Annotated in this window: 17 protein-coding genes; 4 read left to right on the top strand and 13 right to left on the bottom strand. The window is 63.8% G+C overall.

The genetic code is table 11. From position 1 onward, the window contains the following. Positions 1 to 218: 218 nt before the first annotated feature. The 3 genes from AB8A33_RS15785 to AB8A33_RS15795 all read right to left on the bottom strand — a co-directional run bounded on the left by AB8A33_RS15785 (position 219) and on the right by AB8A33_RS15795 (position 3,404). Positions 219 to 1,814, bottom strand: a complete 1,596-nt coding sequence (locus AB8A33_RS15785; RefSeq protein WP_439093589.1) for a Do family serine endopeptidase — start codon at positions 1,812 to 1,814, stop codon at positions 219 to 221. Between the two features lie 187 nt (positions 1,815 to 2,001). Next, positions 2,002 to 2,397 carry a carboxymuconolactone decarboxylase family protein gene (locus AB8A33_RS15790; protein ID WP_439093590.1) on the bottom strand — a complete coding sequence of 132 codons (396 nt, stop codon included), beginning with the start codon at positions 2,395 to 2,397 and terminating at the stop codon, positions 2,002 to 2,004. Positions 2,398 to 2,435: 38 nt separating this feature from the next. Then, on the bottom strand, positions 2,436 to 3,404 hold the full coding sequence (locus AB8A33_RS15795) for a Bug family tripartite tricarboxylate transporter substrate binding protein (RefSeq protein ID WP_439093591.1): 969 nt from the start codon (positions 3,402 to 3,404) through the stop codon (positions 2,436 to 2,438). Between the two features lie 136 nt (positions 3,405 to 3,540). On the opposite strand from AB8A33_RS15795, the gene AB8A33_RS15800 reads away from it, so the two are divergent. Further along, on the top strand, positions 3,541 to 4,449 hold the full coding sequence (locus tag AB8A33_RS15800; protein WP_439093592.1) for an amidohydrolase family protein: 909 nt from the start codon (positions 3,541 to 3,543) through the stop codon (positions 4,447 to 4,449). Further along, positions 4,446 to 5,132 carry a GntR family transcriptional regulator gene (locus AB8A33_RS15805; protein ID WP_439093594.1) on the top strand — a complete coding sequence of 229 codons (687 nt, stop codon included), beginning with the start codon at positions 4,446 to 4,448 and terminating at the stop codon, positions 5,130 to 5,132. The genes AB8A33_RS15800 and AB8A33_RS15805 overlap by 4 nt, the downstream gene beginning before the upstream one ends. Positions 5,133 to 5,156: 24 nt before the next feature. On the opposite strand, the gene AB8A33_RS15810 is transcribed toward AB8A33_RS15805, so the two are convergent. The 4 genes from AB8A33_RS15810 to ccmI form a co-directional block, all read right to left on the bottom strand. Continuing rightward, on the bottom strand, positions 5,157 to 5,651 hold the full coding sequence (locus tag AB8A33_RS15810) for a cytochrome c-type biogenesis protein (RefSeq protein ID WP_439093595.1): 495 nt from the start codon (positions 5,649 to 5,651) through the stop codon (positions 5,157 to 5,159). Between the two features lie 4 nt (positions 5,652 to 5,655). Further along, positions 5,656 to 7,638 (bottom strand): heme lyase CcmF/NrfE family subunit, encoded by a 1,983-nt coding sequence (locus AB8A33_RS15815; RefSeq protein WP_439093596.1) that lies wholly within the window; start codon positions 7,636 to 7,638, stop codon positions 5,656 to 5,658. After that, positions 7,635 to 8,123, bottom strand: a complete 489-nt coding sequence (ccmE, locus tag AB8A33_RS15820) for a cytochrome c maturation protein CcmE (protein ID WP_439093597.1) — start codon at positions 8,121 to 8,123, stop codon at positions 7,635 to 7,637. Before ccmE ends, AB8A33_RS15815 begins: the two co-directional genes overlap by 4 nt. Before the next feature lie 63 nt (positions 8,124 to 8,186). Next, positions 8,187 to 9,305 (bottom strand): c-type cytochrome biogenesis protein CcmI, encoded by a 1,119-nt coding sequence (ccmI, locus tag AB8A33_RS15825; protein WP_439093599.1) that lies wholly within the window; start codon positions 9,303 to 9,305, stop codon positions 8,187 to 8,189. 378 nt (positions 9,306 to 9,683) lie between these two features. Here ccmI and AB8A33_RS15830 point away from each other — a divergent pair, with 378 nt between their 5' ends. Both AB8A33_RS15830 and AB8A33_RS15835 read left to right on the top strand, forming a co-directional pair. Next, positions 9,684 to 10,301 carry a glutathione S-transferase family protein gene (locus AB8A33_RS15830; RefSeq protein ID WP_439093600.1) on the top strand — a complete coding sequence of 206 codons (618 nt, stop codon included), beginning with the start codon at positions 9,684 to 9,686 and terminating at the stop codon, positions 10,299 to 10,301. Positions 10,302 to 10,358: 57 nt separating this feature from the next. After that, the gene (locus AB8A33_RS15835) at positions 10,359 to 12,434 is read left to right on the top strand and encodes a 2Fe-2S iron-sulfur cluster-binding protein (protein WP_439093602.1); all 2,076 of its coding nucleotides are present in this window, start codon (positions 10,359 to 10,361) and stop codon (positions 12,432 to 12,434) included. A gap of 60 nt (positions 12,435 to 12,494) precedes the next feature. Here the strand turns inward: AB8A33_RS15835 and AB8A33_RS15840 are convergent, their stop codons facing one another. The 6 genes from AB8A33_RS15840 to AB8A33_RS15865 all read right to left on the bottom strand — a co-directional run bounded on the left by AB8A33_RS15840 (position 12,495) and on the right by AB8A33_RS15865 (position 18,005). Then, positions 12,495 to 13,874, bottom strand: a complete 1,380-nt coding sequence (locus tag AB8A33_RS15840) for a hypothetical protein (RefSeq protein ID WP_439093603.1) — start codon at positions 13,872 to 13,874, stop codon at positions 12,495 to 12,497. A gap of 99 nt (positions 13,875 to 13,973) precedes the next feature. Beyond that, positions 13,974 to 14,444, bottom strand: coding sequence for an RT0821/Lpp0805 family surface protein (locus AB8A33_RS15845; protein WP_439093604.1), 471 nt, complete (start codon positions 14,442 to 14,444; stop codon positions 13,974 to 13,976). Positions 14,445 to 14,542: 98 nt separating this feature from the next. Continuing rightward, positions 14,543 to 15,919 (bottom strand): sensor histidine kinase, encoded by a 1,377-nt coding sequence (locus tag AB8A33_RS15850; RefSeq protein WP_439093606.1) that lies wholly within the window; start codon positions 15,917 to 15,919, stop codon positions 14,543 to 14,545. A gap of 22 nt (positions 15,920 to 15,941) precedes the next feature. Continuing rightward, a complete protein-coding gene (locus AB8A33_RS15855) occupies positions 15,942 to 16,607 on the bottom strand; it encodes a response regulator transcription factor (RefSeq protein WP_089267078.1) in 666 nt (221 codons plus the stop codon). Positions 16,608 to 16,683: 76 nt separating this feature from the next. After that, positions 16,684 to 17,256 (bottom strand): 3TM-type holin, encoded by a 573-nt coding sequence (locus tag AB8A33_RS15860; protein WP_439093607.1) that lies wholly within the window; start codon positions 17,254 to 17,256, stop codon positions 16,684 to 16,686. A 2-nt stretch (positions 17,257 to 17,258) separates the two neighbouring features. After that, on the bottom strand, positions 17,259 to 18,005 hold the full coding sequence (locus tag AB8A33_RS15865; protein ID WP_439093608.1) for a glycoside hydrolase family 19 protein: 747 nt from the start codon (positions 18,003 to 18,005) through the stop codon (positions 17,259 to 17,261). Between the last annotated feature and the right edge of the window lie 20 nt (positions 18,006 to 18,025).

Here is an 18,025-nt window from a genome sequence, read left to right on the forward strand (position 1 = left end):
CATGCAAGGCGGCGGGATGCCCGCCGGTTATCCTTTGGGGCAGAAAGAAGAATAGGCGGTGAAGCTGGGGGAAACTTCACCGCCCATTGGCCTTTCGATGGAAGGGGGCTGTTTTCCATCGAAAGGAAGCAGTGGGAGCGAGTTTGTGGCTCGCCCCCTGGAAAGAGCCGTCAGCGGGGGCGACTATGCCGGCGACCCTCTCCGTTCGTGTGCGGTGATCAGCTCTTCGCGAGGGGAACGGCGACGAATTTTGAAGAGCCGTTCGAACGAACCCTGATCAGCACGCTGTTCTTGTTGTCGTTGTGCGCGGCGACAATCGCCTCGCGCACATCGCCGGGATTGGTCACGCTCTTGCCGGCGACTTCGAGAATGACGTCGCCTTCCTTGAAGCCACGCTCAGCAGCGGCGCTCTTCGGGTCGACGCCGGTCACGACGACACCGTCCTTGCCGGCACCGGCGACACTGCTCGCTGGCGAGACCGTGAGGCCAAGCCGAGGCACGTCGCTGCCGCGCGCAGACGATCCCTTGTCACCGCTATCGACATCGGCCTTCGCCTCTAACGTGTTCGGCAACTGGCCGAGGGTCATGGACAGAACCTTGTCCTCACCCTTGTGCAGCACGTTGATCTTCACCGTGTTGCCCGGCGCGAAGCCGCCAATGGTGCGGGCGAGCTCGCGTGCATCCTTGACCGGCGTGCCATTCACCGCGGTGATGACGTCACCCGACTTGATGCCGGCCTTGGCTGCCGGACCATCCGACTGCGGCTCGGCGACAAGCGCGCCTTCCGCCTTCTTCAGGCCGAGACTGTCGGCGATATCCTGGGTCACCGGCTGAATCTGAACACCGATCCAGCCACGCGAGACCGAACCCTTGTCCTTGAGCTGCGCCACCACCGTCTTTACGGTCGAGGCCGGGATCGAGAACGCGATACCGACGCTGCCGCCGGACGGCGAATAGATCGCGGTGTTGACGCCCATCACTTCGCCCGACGTATCGAAAGCCGGACCACCCGAATTGCCCTTGTTCACGGGCGCATCGATCTGGATGAAATCGTCATAGGGACCGCTGCCGATGTCGCGGCCGGAGGCCGAAACGATGCCGGCGGTCACGGTGCCGCCAAGGCCGAACGGATTGCCGACTGCCAGCACCCAGTCGCCGATCCTCGGCTTGCCTTCAGCAAGCTTGGCGAACGGAAAATCGGTGCGGCCCTCGACCTTGATCAGCGCCAGATCGGTACGCGGATCGGTGCCGATCACCTTCGCCGAATAAGTCTTGCCGTCATCGGTCGAGACCTCGACCTTGTCCGCGCCATCGACCACGTGATTGTTGGTTACGGCGAAACCGTCAGCCGAGATGAAGAAGCCCGAACCCTGACCGCTCACGACGCCACGGCCGCCGCCGCGCGGACCACCGCGCATGCCCGGAGGCACACCATCCTGGCCGAAGCGCTTGAAGAAGCGCTCCATCGGGGAACCCGGCTGGAACGGCGAGTCGCCGTTGTTGTCGTCATCCTTCGATGCGACCTTCTCCTTCATGTTGACCTTGACCGAGATCACCGACGGCTTCACGCGCTCGACGATATCGGCGAAGCCGACCGGCTGCGCGGCCTGCGACTTGACCTGCTTGTCGACCTGCGCGTGCGCAGTGGTGGTGAAGATGTCGACCGGACCGTTGGAGGGCGACAGGCCATAAGCGGCAACACCAAGGCCCGCAACGACCGACGCCATCAGCGCGAATTTACGCGCAGAGAACAGCGAGCGGCGGGGTGCCTTGTAGGACGGCAGTTCGGAAAAATCGGTGGGGCGGTCGGACATCGAGAAAATCTCCAGAGCAACGGCGCGGGGGGCAAGGCGCCTTGTGTGATCTGAAGATGGAGGTTTCCACCTTACCGCGGGCTGGCAGGGGAATTAAGGTTTGGTAATCTGGGGGATGCTGGTGTGGCGGGATGACGCGGGGAAACGCGCCTGAATCATCCCGATATCGGCAAATACAGCGGCGGTATCAGCCGCCGGCCTTTTGACCCGTCTCCGGGAACAGATTGGCCAGGATTTCGCCGGCCATGTTGAAGGCGGCGACGCCGCGGAACAGTGCGGCGATTCCGGCGCTTGCGTGCAGTTCCTCGAGCGTGGCGCCGGCCTTGATCGCAGCCTTCGCGTGATTGGCAGCAGCTTCGGACGTCTGAACCAGCAGGATCGCGAACGACATCAATTGCACGGTCTTCTGGTCCAGTGCCGTCGGCGTCAGCGCCGCAATCCGCCAGTCTTCCAGCGCCGTGACCAGAGCGGGGTCGACGCGCATGCCCAGTTCCAGTCGCTTGGCGATCTTCGGCGGCGTGAAGCCAATCATGGTCTCGTAGCGGGACTTCAGCTCGTCGAGTTCAGCAATTTTCTTCGTCATATGATTCCCGTTTTCAAATCGATGGTGGCAGGAGGTCCCTACTCGACCTTGGCACCCGCTGTCTTGACCACCTGGCCCCATTTTTCGGACTCGGCGCGCAGAAACGCTGCGAAAGCGTCGCCGGACAGTGTGCCGGGCTCCGCGCCGACATCGGCTAACCGCTTCACCACTTCGGGGTCTTTCAGCACCTTGGTCACCCCGTCGATCAGCACCTTCGCCACATCCGGCGGCATCTTGGCCGGCGCGACGAGGCCAAACCATGACGATGCTTCGAAATTCGCGACGCCCGCCTCTGCCATGGTCGGCAACTCCGGGAACAGAGGCGAACGCGCAGCGCCTGCGACAGCGATCGCGCGGATCGTGCCGCCCTGAACCTGCGGACGAACCGCCGGCATGTTGTCGAACATCATCGGGATCTGACCGGCGATCAGGTCATTCATTGCTGGTGCCGCGCCGCGATAGGGCACGTGGACGATATCGATGCCGGCGCGGGCTTTCAGCAGCTCGCCCGCCAGATGATTGGTCGACCCAAGACCGGACGATCCGAAATTGAGTTTGCCCGGCGACGCCTTGGCGAGCGCGATCAGCTCAGCCACCGTCGTCGCCTTCACGCCGGGATTGACTGCGAGCACGATCGGAACCGATGCAATCAACGCCACCGGCGTAAAATCCTGCGCAGGATTGAAGGAGAGTTGCGCGTAGAGCGACTGATTAACCGCGAGCGGACCGGGCGCTGTCAGCAGTAACGTATAGCCATCAGCGGGCGAGCGCACGACAGCATCCGCGCCAATGTTTCCGCCGCCGCCGGCACGGTTGTCGATCACTACCGGCTGTCCCCAGAGCTCCTGCAGCTTGGTGCCGAGCAAGCGGGCAACGACATCGTTCGATCCGCCGGCCGGAAACGGCACAACGATCTTGATGCCGCGTTCGGGAAACCCTGCATGGGCTGCCTGGCCGACCAGCGAAACCATGACCAGAGCCACCAGTGCAGAAACCACGTGCCGCATGCCAACCTCCAAATAATCGATTTTTCTTGCTTCGTCGATTTTATGTTGGCACTACTTAAGGCTGTCGTCAAATCGACTGATTGCCACCGTTTATTTTCAGCGAACGAAGATCGCTTATTTGAAGGGAGTTGCCACGATGAGTGCGCATACGCCTGGTGCCCCACCGAAGCCCTGCCCCGGCCCCGATCGCCATCCGAAGCGTCCGGCATTCGTGATGCCGCATGGTGCCTGCGATACCCATGTCCACGTCTTCGGCCCGCAGGCCGAATTTCCGTTCAGCGAGCAGCGCAGCTACACGCCCGAAGACTGCACCTATTGCGACCTGATGCAGCTCCACGAAACGCTCGGGATCGATCGCGCCGTCATCGTGCATGGCGGCGCTCACGGCACCGACAATAGCGCGACCCTAGCGGCCCTCGACCTCAATCCGCGACGGCTCCGCGGGGTTGCCGTGATTCCGTCCGGCCTGCCGCAGCAGGAGCTGGAAGACATGCACCTTCGCGGCATGCGCGGCTGCCGGATGTCCACCGTCGTCAGCGGCGGCGCATCCTTCGCACATCTGCAAGGCCTCGCGGACGAGACCTTCGATCTCGGCTGGCATCTCGTGTTGCATTTCAACAGAGCGAGCGAACTGGTCGATGTCGCGCCGCAACTGATGCAGGTCCGCAGTCCGTTCGTGCTGGATCACCTCGCCCGGATCAGCGCCGCGGAAGGCGTCGACTCCGAACCGTTCCAAACCTTGCTGCGATTGCTCGACACCGACCGCTGCTGGATCAAGCTCGCCAGCCTGTATCGCCTCTCTGCAGAGCCCTATCCGCATCGCGACATGCTGCCGATGATCGCGCGCGTGGTCGAAGCGCGTCCCGACCGTATCCTCTGGGGCAGCAACTGGCCGCATCCGATCTGTCCGGTCGCGATGCCGAACGATGGCGACCTCGTCGATCTCATCCCGCTCTGGCTGCCGGATTCCAAAGCGCAGCGCCTGGCATTGGTGGATAATCCGGCTTCGCTCTACGGTTTCGAGAACATCGGACAGGCATCATGAGCACAGCACGCACCATCACGGCCGGCGCGATCCCGACCACATTGTCCACCACGCTGGTCGCCCGCTTGCGGGATTCGATCATGCGCGGCGACCTCCTGCCGGGCAGCAAGCTCAATCTTGATCGCCTGCGCACCGCCTTCGGCGTCAGCCTCAGCCCGCTGCGCGAAGCACTGTGTCGTCTGGAGAATGACGGCCTCGTCGCGCTGATCGACCAGCGCGGCTATCGCGTCACACCGGTCTCTGCGAGCAATCTCGCCGAGATCATCCGGCTGCGCGTCGAACTCGAAGGCCTCGCCGTCAAGGAAGCCATCGAACACGGCGATATAGCCTGGGAAGGACGCGTGCTCGGCTCGCTGCATCAGCTCAGCCGCTGCAAGCGCGGTTCACGCTCGGCCGCTGAACAGGAAGCCTGGGAGATCGCACATCGCGCCTTCCATGCCGAACTGATCTCGGCATGCCAGATGCCGTTGCTGCGGCAGTTCTGTGCCACGCTGCACGACCAGAGCGATCGCTATCGCCGGATTTTTCTGAAGAAGCATAAGCCCGACCGCGACGTGCCTGCAGAACACACCGCGATGGCCCATGCGATGATCGAGCGGCGCACGCGCGATGCAACGCGGATCCTGCGGGAGCATATCGAACGCACCGGTCGGAATATCCAGACGGTATTGCCGGCCGAATAGAAGCCAACCACGGCAACGGCCGGCCTAGGTCGACTTCGTCTCGCTCTGCGCCGCAATCAGCTTTTCGATCCGCGCTTCTTCCTCGGCGGTGAGTTTCATGACGGCCTCATCGCTGCCGCCTGCACTCCCGCGCCGCCGGTTGTGCCACCATAGCGCAACGCCGCCACCGATCAGCACCAGCGGCGTCAGCAGCCACAGCAGCAGCGTGTGCAGGTTGAGCCGCGGTTTCAGCAGCACGAATTCGCCATAACGCGCCACCAGGAAATCCAGCACCTGTGTGTCGCTTTCGCCAGTGGCGATGCGCTCGCGCACCAACAGACGCAGATCGCGCGCCAACGGTGCATCGGAATCGTCGATGGACTGGTTCTGACAGACCATGCAGCGCAGCTCCTTCGACAGGTTGCGCGCGCGGCCCTCCTGGGCCGGGTCCTTCATGATCTCGTCGGGCTGCACCGCATGCGCGAGCGGCGCAGCGAGCAGGAACATGACGGCGATGAGGCTTGCGACAATGCGTGTCACGCCGTCACTCCGCCGGCTGCAGTGCGCGCGATGCCTTGGCCGGCTTCGGCGCGCCGACGCGCAGCCGCCGGTCGGATAGTGACAGCAGCCCGCCAAAGGCCATCAGCACCGGTCCCCACCAGATCATCAGCACCAGCGGCTTGTGATACATTCGCACGGCAACCCCACCGCCGGCGGTCTCCTCGCCGAGCGAGATATAAAGCTGGCTGGCGCCGCGCGAGAGCAGCGCGGCTTCCGTGGTGGAAGACTGCCGCGCCGCGAAGTTGCGCTTCGACGGCGTCATCTCGCCGATCTCGTCACCACCGCGCGTCACCTTGAAACGCGCGAGGCTCTCGCGGAAATTCGGCCCCTGCCGCTGCGTCACATCCTTGAGCGTGAGCTCATAGCCGGCAAGCTTCGCTACATCGTTCGGCTGCATGGTGCCGATATATTCGGTATTCCAGGTGCTCTCGCAGACGATGCCGATCAAGGCCACGCCGATGCCGGCATGGGCAAAGGCCGTGCCCCAGGCAGCACGCGGCAATCCGCGCGCGCGCCGGAACGCGACGCCGAACGGCAAGCGGAACAGCATGGTGCGCTCAGCGATATCGACGATCGATCCGGCAATCACGAATACGCCGAGTCCGATCGCCAGCGGCGCTAGCGCTGCACCGCCTGTGGTCCATGCCCAGACCAGCGCCACCGCCAGCAGCGCGGCAATGCCGGCAGTCATCAGCCGCTGCGTGACGCCTCTGAGATCGCCGCGCTTCCACGCCAGCAAAGGTCCGAACGGCATGGCGAGTAGCAGCGGCACGAATAGCGGGCCGAAAGTGAGGTTGAAGAACGGCGCACCGACAGAGATTTTCTCGCCGGTCAGCATTTCCAGCGCCAGCGGATACAGCGTGCCAATGAACACCGTGGCGCAGGCCGTGGTGAGAAACAGATTGTTCAGCACCAGCGCACCCTCGCGCGAGATCGGCGCGAACAATCCACCCTGCTTCAGCGACGACGCGCGCCACAGATACAGCGTCAGGCTGCCGCCGATGAACACGCACAGGATCATCAGAATGAACACGCCGCGCGTCGGGTCAGTCGCGAAGGCATGAACCGAGGTGAGCACGCCGGAGCGCACCAGGAACGTGCCGAGCAGCGACAGCGAGAAGGTCAGGATCGCCAGCAGGATGGTCCAGACCTTCAACGCGTTGCGTTTCTCCATCACGACAGCGGAATGCAGCAGCGCCGTGCCGGACAGCCACGGCATCAGCGAGGCGTTCTCGACGGGATCCCAGAACCACCAGCCACCCCAGCCGAGTTCGTAATAGGCCCAATACGAGCCCATCGCGATTCCGAGCGTGAGGAATATCCACGCCACCAGCGTCCACGGCCGCACCCAGCGCGCCCAGGCGGCATCGATGCGGCCTTCGATCAGCGCCGCAACGGCGAAGGAGAATGCGATGGAGAAGCCGACATAGCCGAGATAGAGCATCGGCGGATGCACCGCGAGGCCGATATCCTGCAGCACCGGATTGAGATCGCGGCCCTCGAGCGGCGGCCGTGCGAGGCGCAGGAACGGATTCGAGGTCATCAGGATGAACAAATAGAACGCCGCAGCGATCCAGCCCTGCACCGCCAGCACATGCGCGCGCAGCGACAGCGGCAGATTATTGCCGAAGGCGGCGACAAGACCGCCGAACAGCGCGAGGATCGACACCCACAGCAGCATCGAGCCTTCGTGGTTTCCCCACACGCCAGTGATCTTGTAGAGCAGCGGCTTTGCGGAATGCGAGTTCTCGAACACGTTGGCGACCGAGAAATCCGACGTAACGTAGAGCGTCGTCAGCGCGAGAAACGACAGCCCCGCGAACAGCAGCTGCGCCAGTGCCGTAGAGCGCGCGACATTCATCAGCGCGGGATCACGCAGGCGCGCGCCGATGATCGGCACCGTCGACTGGATCAGCGCCAGCGCCAGTGCCAGCACCAATGCATAGTGTCCGGCTTCGGCAATCACTGCGTCACCACAGGCTTTGCAGCGCCCTGCGACATTACCGGCTTGCCATCAGAGCCTTCCTGCCATCGCCCCTGCTTCTTCAGCGCGTCGGCGACTTCTTTCGGCATGTAGTTCTCGTCATGCTTCGCCAGCACCGTATCGGCCTTGAATACGCCCGCCGCATCCATCGCACCTTCGGCAACGACGCCCTGGCCCTCACGGAACAGATCCGGCAGGATACCTTTATAGTTCACCGGCAGTGTCGCACCGCCATCGGACACCTTGAAGCTCACGGCGAGATTATCGCCGCGCACCAGCGAACCCTGCTCGACCATGCCGCCGAGGCGAAAGCGCTTGCCGACCGGGATCTGCTTTTCGGCGACCATCTGCGGTGTCGAGAAGAACACGATGGAGTCGCGCATCGCGTTGAGCACGAGTCCGGCCGCGATGGCGAGCACCACCAGCGCTCCACCTATCATCGTCAATCGTCGCTGCTTGCGCGTCATGCTTCACCTTCAAGACGCATGATGTTGTCCGAAAACTGCTTCACACTTTTCGGCATCATACGTTTACCCATCCAGCCCGGAGTCTTTCAGGCCATCGTTCAGCTTGCGCAGCCGCTCGGCATCCGTGCCGACCGCCTCCCGTGCATCTGCCAGCGCGCTCTTTGCCTTGTCGCGCTCACCGAGCACCATATAGGCACGCACCAGCCGCAACCATCCCTCGACGTCGCTGCCGTCCTGCTTCAGCCGCGTAGCAAGCCGGTCGACCATGCCTTGAATCATCGCATTGCGGTCGCCGGCATTCATGCCTTGTACCGACGCGATCGTGTCTTCCGACAGCGCCGGCAGGTTCGGCCCTGATCTCGGAACGCTACCGCCGACGCGCACCAGGGCCGCTATGACCACCGGACGCCACGGCGCATCCGCAGGTCCCTTTGCCAGCATGTCGCGCCAGATCACGGCCGCATCGCTGCCACGCCCGTCCTGCTCGGCCACGAGGCCCAGGAAGTAGCGTGCCTTGACCTCACCGGCATCGAGCGCGACAGCGCGTTCGAATTCGGTCTTGGCATCCGCGGTGATCACGCCATTGGCGGCCATCGCCATGGCCTCGCCGAGATCGGCGCGGCGCGCGGCCGTGTCGCCGGCATAGGTGATCGCATTGCGGAACGCGCGCACCGCATCGTCGGTTCGGCCAATCTTCGCCAGCACCGGCGCCAGCACGGTCCATCCGCGGCCGTCGGTCGGGTTTTTCTCGAGATGCTGCTCGACCTGCGCGACGAGATTGTCCAGCGGCTGGGTGGGACTGGGCGACTGGTTGCGCTCGGCAAGCGGAAAGTCCGGCATCTGGGGCGAACCGAGTGGCAGATAGAAGCCGACGGCCAGCAGCGGCAGGCCGATCAACGCCACCAGCGCCACCGCGCGGCGAAAACCAGGACTGCTGCCGACGGAGGCCGCGCCCTCGGCATCGACGGCTGCCAGCAAACGACGGCTGATCTCGACACGCGCCGCCTCGGCCTCGGTTGGTCCGATCAGGCCGGCGGCGGTGTCGCGAGAGATTTCGGCGAGCTGATCCCGATAGACGCTGGCCTCGGTGCCACCCGCATCAGAGCGGGTCCGGCCAAGCGGCCACAGCACGGCGAAAGTCGCCGCGGCGGTCATCAAGGCGAACACAAACCATAAGGCCATCAATGGGTTCCGGCGTAATCTTGAGTCGATCTAAACGACGTCTTGCCGGGTTACACCATGGCCACCGACGACGTGCAATTGACTTTTATGCCATCGCGACGTCCGGCCGCTTGTTCTGGATCAAGAATTGTGGCGGCGGCGATCTGAGCTCGCTTTTCGAGTAACGCCCCCTCCGCCACGTGGATGCCCTCCGGGAAGACCCGTCGACGCGATTGACGAAGCCGCTATCGGGCCTGTCGCGCGCCAACAAAAGCCGCGGTTATTTCATCTGGCGCAATGATGAAGTGCGCAGAGCGTGCATTCTCGCGCGCCGGATCATGAAGCAACTTGCATTCGCTGAACGGGAATGAACCCGACCACGAATTCAGGATCAAGATCATGAAGCTCTATCACCATCCACTGTCCGGCCACTCTCATCGCGCGCATCTGTTCGCTTCGCTCCTTGGCCTGCCCCACGAACTCATCGAAGTTGACCTGAAGTCGGGCGCACACAAGACCCCGGATTTCCTTACGCTCAATCCGTTCGGTCAGGTGCCGGTCCTCGATGACAGTGGCACCATTGTCTCCGACTCGAACGCCATACTCGTTTATCTCGCCAAGACATCCGGCCGAACCGAGTGGCTGCCCGACGACGCAAAGGGGACCGCGGCCGTCCAGCGCTGGCTGTCCGTCGCTGCAGGCCAACTGGCCTATGGTCCTGCCGCTGCACGGCTGATCACCGTTTTCGGCAGGAACTTCAATCCAGAGGAAGTCATCGAGCGCGCGCACGCCTTGTTGGCACTCGTCGAAGCGCATCTCGCCGATCGCGACTGGCTCGTCGGCAATGGTCCGACCATCGCCGATGTGGCGCTCTACAGCTACATCGCGAGCGCGCCGGAAGGAAATGTCGATCTGTCCGGCTATCCCACGGTGAACGCCTTCTTACGCCGCATCGAAGCGCTGCCCGGCTTTGTGCCTTTCGCCAAGACACCCGTCGGCCTCGCCGCTGCGGCTTAACTGCGTGTGTCGGGCGCATCCAGACATACGCCCGACACCGCCAACGAGAGCGGACCGATGACCGTCATTATGTCGCTATCAAAACTGGACATCTGGCACGCCGGCGAGAAGGCGATCCAGGAAAAGGTCGGCGTTTCGGCCCACATGGATGAGCTCGGCAGGCGTATCGTGCGCGACTACATGCCGACGCAACACCGGGATTTCTACGCCCAGATCCCCTTCATCGCGCTCGGCAGCGTCGACGGCGCAGGCGACGCATGGGCCACATCTGTCACCGGCAAACCCGGCTTTATCTCATCGCCAACAGCGCAATCGCTCGATATCGATGTCGTCAGGGAGCCAAGCGATCCCGCCAGCGAAGGTATGCACGAGGGCGATGCAATCGGCCTGCTCGGCATCGAACTTCATACGCGCAGACGCAATCGCGTCAACGGCATCATCGGGCCGTCGGACAATTACGCCATTCATTTTGATGTCGACCAAAGTTTCGGCAATTGCCCGCGCTACATCCAGCTCCGCGATTATGAGTTCGTCCACGATCCACGCGAACTGTTTACGGGAAATATCGAAGAGAAAGCCGAAATCGACGCAACGGCACGCCGCATGATCGAAGCCGCCGACATGTTCTTTGTCGCGTCCTATGTCGAGCGAGAATCCCGTCGACAGGTCGACGTCTCGAGCCGCGGCGGCAATCCCGGTTTCGTGCGCGTTGCCGACGACGGCACGCTCACAATCCCGGATTTCGCCGGCAATCTCTTCTTCGCCACGCTGGGCAACATCCTCGTCAACGGCAAAGCCGGGCTCTTGTTTGTCGATTTCGCGACCGGCGACGTTCTTCAGATGACCGGTGACGCCCGGGTCATCCTGGACTCGCCGGAGATCGCCGCCTTCCAGGGCGCCGAGCGCCTCTGGCAATTCAAGGCGCGGCGTGTCGTTCTTCGGCGCGGTGCCCTGCCCCTGCGCTGGGCGTTCCGGCCGGACGGATGGGCGCCGAGCACACTTATGACAGGCAGTTGGGAGCAGGCGGCCGGTCGTCTGCGGGCTGCAGAACTTGCGACCAAATGGCGGCCGTTCAAGGTCATCAACATCGTCGATGAGAGCGCAACGGTCAGGTCGTTCCATCTGGAGCCGACTGACGGCGCCGGCCTCCTCCCTCATCGCGCCGGACAGTATCTCCCGATCAGACTACCCATTGACGGAGCGGAGAAGACCGCCATCCGAACCTATACGCTGTCGGTCGCGCCTTCGGATCACGTCTATCGCATCAGCGTCAAACGCGACGGACTGGTGTCGCAGCGGCTACACGACGGCATCAGTATTGGCGACGTGATCGAAGCAAGGGCACCCGCCGGTGAATTCACGATCGATGCCGCTGAGGCGCGACCAGCGGTGCTGCTGGCGGGCGGCATCGGCATCACGCCGATGCTCGCGATGCTGCGGCATGTGATTTACGAAGGGCTGCGGACGCTCAAAGTTCGACCGACCGTGCTTTTTCAGGCAGCCCGTTCGAAGAACGAGCGCCCCTTCGGCAACGAATTGGACGAACTTGCGGCCTCCGCTGGAGACGCAGTCCGGGTCGTCCGAGTTCTCGGCGACATCACGGATGCCGAAGAAGGCCCCGACTACGACGCTGCGGGGCGCATCGACATGACCCTGCTGTCACGGTTCATGCCGGTTGGCGACTACGATTACTATCTCTGCGGACCTTCCGGATTCATGCAGTCGATCTATGACGGTCTTCGCGCACTGAACATCGCTGACAACCGTATCCACGCCGAAGCATTCGGCCCCGCATCACTGGTGCGAACCGTCGACAGCCCGGCGACAGCACCGGCGCGCCAGCCATCGTCGTCGACATCGGTGCACGTCGTGTTCACAGAGTCATTGAAGGAAGCGCGCTGGACGCCTGAGTCCGGCACGCTGCTCGACCTCGCCGAATCCCGAGGCCTGAGCCCCGATTTCGGTTGTCGGGAAGGACATTGCGGCACCTGCCGAACGAAACTTCTGGCGGGAGCGGTGACCTACGTCAAGGAACCAGCCGCTGCGGTGGCCGACAATGAAGTGCTGATCTGCTGCGCCGTTCCGGCCGCACATGACGGCAGCGAAACCAATCGCATTCAATTGGCGCTCTGATATCGGGATGGAGGCGATGCGGATGTCACATCGCCGACGAGCCATTTCGCATTGCCTGGCCTAGCCCGCCCGCTTCGGCTTGCGCTCGACCACGACCATGGCCTGTTCGGCGGCGCGGCTCATCAGCGAGGCATATTCCTGACCGAACAACACCTGGCAGAAGCGGATCGCAGCCTTGGCCTGCATCTGCCGGTAGCTACGGACGCGGGCATCGCCGGCGCGCAGCGACTGCACCAGCGACTCCGTGGACTTCTCGACATATTGCTGCAGGTCGGAATAGGTCCGCAGCGTCACCTCGTTGATGGCGAGTTCGCTGGCATAGGTCCGGCACACCGCGACGAAATTGATCAGCGCCACGGTCTCCTCGACCTCGGCGAAATCGATAGTCGCCGTCGCGGCAATATCCTTGTCAGGGCGCTGGCGCAGCAGACGCCGCACCCTACCCGGCACGCTCTCGATCTCCGACTGCAGCGTCGAGGAAATCTCCACCCGGATCGCCGCCATCTGGCGTCCCCAGGTGGAGTCATTGCGCATGTCGAGTTCGGTGCGCAGGCCGCGCACGCCGTCATGAGTGATCTTGAGATGTTCGGGCGCGCTGTCGAGCTTGCCACGCCTGATATCGGAGCGCAGTTCGGCCGCGACGCGATTGAGATCGGACAGCGCCATGGTCACGGCAATGCCATAGGGCGTGGCGGCCACGCGGATTTCATCGTCCGAGGCCGCGATCTTCACCGCCAGCCGGATGATCTGCCACGGCGCCGCCAGCCGCTGCATCACCAGCGAGAGTGCGAAAGGCAGCACCTGCGGCGTGGTCAGCGTCGGCACGTTCAGCGCGCTGTTCACCGAGGCGATCTGGCTATCGCCAAAGCTGCGCAGCACGCTCGGCAGCTTGCCGGCAAAGCCGTCTAGTTGCTCGCGCGCCTTCAGCACCGCGCCGATGGATGGCAGGTCCTCAACCGCATGGGTCGGCCCGATGCGGGCCGCGCCGCGATTGCCCGACGTGGCAGCGGCAATGGCGGCTGCTGCCGCCTGCTGGAATTTCTTGACGGCACGTTCGATGTCCGATGCGCCCGGCTCGGGCGATGCAGAGACGGCCGCCTCGAACTCGCGCACGGCGTCTGCGGCGTCGCGCTCCAGCCACTGCCAGATCGGCAGCAGCGAGGCGCGCCGAATCTGGCCGGGCCGGACATTGCCGACGCCTTCCACCAGGAACGGCTCGAGCGATTTGAAGACGAGACGGGTGGGATCCTCGACGCGCGGGCGCACTGCATTCTCGTGGCCACGGACGACGCCGCGCAGCAGGTCGAGCACGAAATTGGCGACCACGACGTCTTCGCCGCGCTCGATCGCGCGCTCATATTCGCGCATCAGCAGCATCTGCGACTGCTCGGGCAGTTGCGCCAAATACTCCCGCAAGCGATCGATCGAGGTTTTGTTCATGCAGCCTAGGAATCCGTGCTTTCCGGTCGATCTACAACCGAAAATCGCCACCGATTTTTGTAGCAGGCGCCCCGTTAAGAAGGCGTTGAGGAACCGGGATCAGACAGCCGCCCAGGTACCTTCAGGGCTGCGACAGGCGGTGCCGCGGGCGGTCTTGAGGTCACCATTGACGGTGACGGTGTGGGAAAAGCCGCGGCATTCCCGGCCCTTCTGGTTATAGGCCGGTCCGGCAACGATGTTGCCATAGCGTCCCGACGTGGCGTTGCGCCAGGGCACCGGAGCGCCGGGTGCACCGCGGTCGAGGGCCGCGATCTGGGCCTCATAGGCCAGCCGACGGTCCTCGTCGTTCAGCTGCGCGCCGAGTTTGGCGCCGATGAGCCCGCCAAAGGCGGCATTGGTCACCGCCGCGGCTGCGTTCTCCTCGGACAGGCCAACGGCCGACTTGGTGCTGCTATAGGCCCGGGCGATCGTATCGGTGCCAAGGCTCAGCCCGCCGTCCGACGTCGTCATATCGCAACCACCCAGCGCCAGCGCGACGGCGGCAACACAGAAGGCGTTGAACTTGACCATGGACCGCAGACCCCGAACGCAAACCGGAACACAGGAAACGTCAAAGACGTTACGAACGGGATAATTCGGGCGACAACGGGGCGCAAGAAGGCCGGAACTCAGACACCCGGCAGTACCAGTTCGGCCCGCAATCCGCCGATCGGCGCCTTGCCGAGCGTCAGACTACCGCCATAGAGCGCAGCCAGATCGACCACGATGGACAGACCCAGACCCGACCCCGGCTTGGTCTCGTCGAGCCGCTGGCCACGGCGCGCGACCTGGGCGCGCTCGATATCGGACAGCCCGCGTCCGTCGTCATCGACGATGATCCGCAGCTTCGACACCGAATCGGCACTGCCGGTGCGCTCGACCTGCACGCCGATGGTGACGTGGGAGTCCGCCCATTTGCAGGCATTGTCGACGAGATTGCCGGCCATCTCCTCGAGGTCCTGTTTTTCGCCACGGAATTTCGCGGCGGCATCGGCCTCAAGGTCGATGGTGATGCCGCGATCCCGGTGAATCTTCTGCATCGTCCGGCATAGCGCCTCCAGCGCCGGCGCAACATCGGTGACGGTGCCGACGATGGTGACACGGGCCGCGATCCGTGCGCGCTCCAGATGATGCGTCACCTGATCGCGCATCACATCGGCCTGCTCCAGCACCTTGCTCGCAAAGGGGTCGATACCACGGCTGTTCGCCTCGTTGACGATGACCGACAGCGGCGTCTTGATGGCATGGGCGAGATTGCCGACATGGGTGCGCGCGCGCTCGACGATGGCGCGGTTGGCATCGAGCAGCGCGTTCATCTCGCCCGCCAGAGGTGAGATCTCGACAGGGAATGTGCCCTCCAGCCGCTCGGCGCGGCCGGAGCGGATATCGGCGATGGCATCCGACATGCGCTTCAGCGGCGCAAGGCCGAAACGGACCTGGAAGATCGTGGTGAGCACGAGCACGATCGAGAGGGCAGCGAAGGTGCCGCCGAGATAATAGTCGAAGGTGCGGGTTTCCTCGAAAATCTCGGTGGCGTCGCCGGCAACGCTGATGCGGAATTTGCCGTCGGCGCCGAGATCGACGGGACGCTCCACCATGCGCAGGCGCTGATCTTCCGGCCCGTCCACATAGCCCTGGCGGATCCCCGACGCCGTGAGCTCGACGCCCTGGTCTTCGAGCTTGGGCAGCTTCTTGTCCCACAGCGAGCGCGAGGCCCGCATCTCGGTCTTCGTGCCTTCGGTTGGCGCGATTTCCCAGTACCAGCCCGACAGCGGCAGTTCGAACAGCGGCTCGCCGAGCGATGGCGTGTCATGATCGGGCGCGTCCGGCGGATTGGCGACTTCGGCCACCAGGGTACGGAGATAGAGATTGAGGCGGCGATCGAAGGCGCGCTCGGTGGCGCTGCGATAGACCGAGGACAGGACGATGCCGGTGATCACAAGGATCACCACCACCCAGGCCGTCGCCGACAGGAACAGCCGCGTTGCGAGCGAGCTGTTGCGCATCAGCGCATGATCCCGGAGATGATCACGGCTGCGGCGGCGTGAGCAGATAGCCGAGGCCGCGCACGGTCTGGATGATATCGACGTCGAGCTTCTTGCGGATACGGCCGACGAACACCTCGATAGTGTTGCTGTCGCGATCGAAATCCTGATCGTAGAGATGCTCGACCAGTTCGGTGCGCGAGATCACGCGGCCGGTATGGTGCATCAGATAGGACAGCAGCCGGTATTCGTGTGATGTCATCTTGATCGGATTGCCGGAAACGCTGACGCGCCCCGTGCGGGTATCCAGCGACACCGGTCCGCAAGTGAGTTCGGACTGGGCATGGCCGGTGGAGCGGCGCAGCAACGCGCGTATGCGGGCCAGCACCTCTTCGAGGTGGAAAGGTTTGGCGACGTAATCGTCGGCGCCGGCATCGAAGCCCTGCACCTTGTCACTCCAGCGGTCGCGCGCGGTGAGGATCAGCACCGGCATGATGCGGTTGTTGCGGCGCCAGGCTTCCAGCACCGAAATGCCGTCCATCTTCGGCAGGCCGATATCGAGCACAACGGCGTCATAGGGCTCGCTGTCGCCGAGGAAATGCCCCTCCTCGCCATCGAAGGCGCGATCGACGACATAGCCGGCATCGGTCAGCGCCGTGGTGAGCTGACGGTTGAGATCGGGATCATCTTCGACGACGAGCAGGCGCAAATGACTTCTCCGTGTTCACAATCCGAATTGATGCCCGGACGCGTGAACACTCCATGAATGGCGGCAGCCGCCAACCTTACTTTTTCTTCACGACCGCTTTCACCAGTTTCTCGACCATGCCGGGCGCGTCCTGTCCGGTGAGCGCGCTGACCTTTTCGCGGGTGCGGCCGCTGATATAGACGCCTAGCACGCCGAAACGGAACCCCCAATAGGTCACCAGCAGCGCCGTGGCATTGACCAACGCATTGATGGTCTGGATATCCCCGGTCCAGAATTCGTGCATCAGAACACACCACAGCGCGGCGCATTCTACCGTCAATTCCAGTGCGTAGGCCGGACGCCACCAGCGCTGCAGCGGATCGTCGCTGGCGATCTCGGCGCGGATCGTCGTCTGGGTCTCGCTGATCGCCGCGCGCTGGGTCTCCGCCTCCGCACGGATCATCTGCGCCCACTGCGCCTCGGCCTCCGCCAGCTTGCTGGGATCGGCCGCCGGCAGCGCTGCCTGCACCGCAGCCGGCGTCAGTGTCACCGAGCCCACCGCCTTGGCGAGGATCTCGCCGGCCACACCGCCGAGCGGACCGCCCAGGGCCGTCCCCAGCATCGGCGCCCCCAGCGCAATCACCTGTTTGGCAAGGTCACCCCAGTCCATGGTCACGTCCTCCGGAAAGCCGCGACAACCGCGGCAATGAAAGCGGAAAGATTGGTGGGCCTGGCTGTCGGCAGTTCGGGCGCCAGCGGCGGCGAAGCGATCACGGGCACAGTCACCGCCGACACATCGCGCAGCGCAGCCTTCCATTTCGCCAGCCAGGCCTTGCGCTCGGCGAGGCCGATGGTGCCGCCATTGAGCCGGCGGGTGACGCCGACGATGTCATCAGCTTTCGCGAACGGCAGGCAGCCGCAATTGATGAAATCCGACACGGCGCAAGTGAGGAAGTAACGCGGATCGATGAGGTATTCGGGGTGGCTGACCACATCGATCCCCGTGGCCTTCTTCACCCGCTCATAGCCTTCGCGGCCTGTGGTCTGCGATCCGCCGCGGCCGCGAAAATTCCAGCCGTCGTCCGAACCGACGCGGTTGCCCATGCGGCCGTTATAGACCTTGTTGGCCAGCGCCCGCGGATTGCCGGCGTAAACCTGCGCACTCGCCATGGTCGGAAACCGCGACGGCCAGACCCGCATCATGCGCCCGGCGCAGTAGTTCATGTTCTCGACGACGTCGCGCCCTGCTCCGCATTCGTGTGATATCTGCGCCATCACATGCGCGGCGAGCAGCGGCGTGGTGATGCCGTATGTGGCGAACACCGCTTCGGACGATTGCGTCACGCCTGACAGTAATCCGGGCACGCGGCTGTCGCCCTGCGGCCAGAGGCGCCGCAAGGTGCTTTCATCGAGCTTCATGATGCTGATCCTGAGGAAGC

Origin of the sequence: Tardiphaga sp. 813_E8_N1_3 (assembly GCF_051811025.1) — a bacterium.
Taxonomy (GTDB): Bacteria; Pseudomonadota; Alphaproteobacteria; order Rhizobiales; family Xanthobacteraceae; genus Tardiphaga.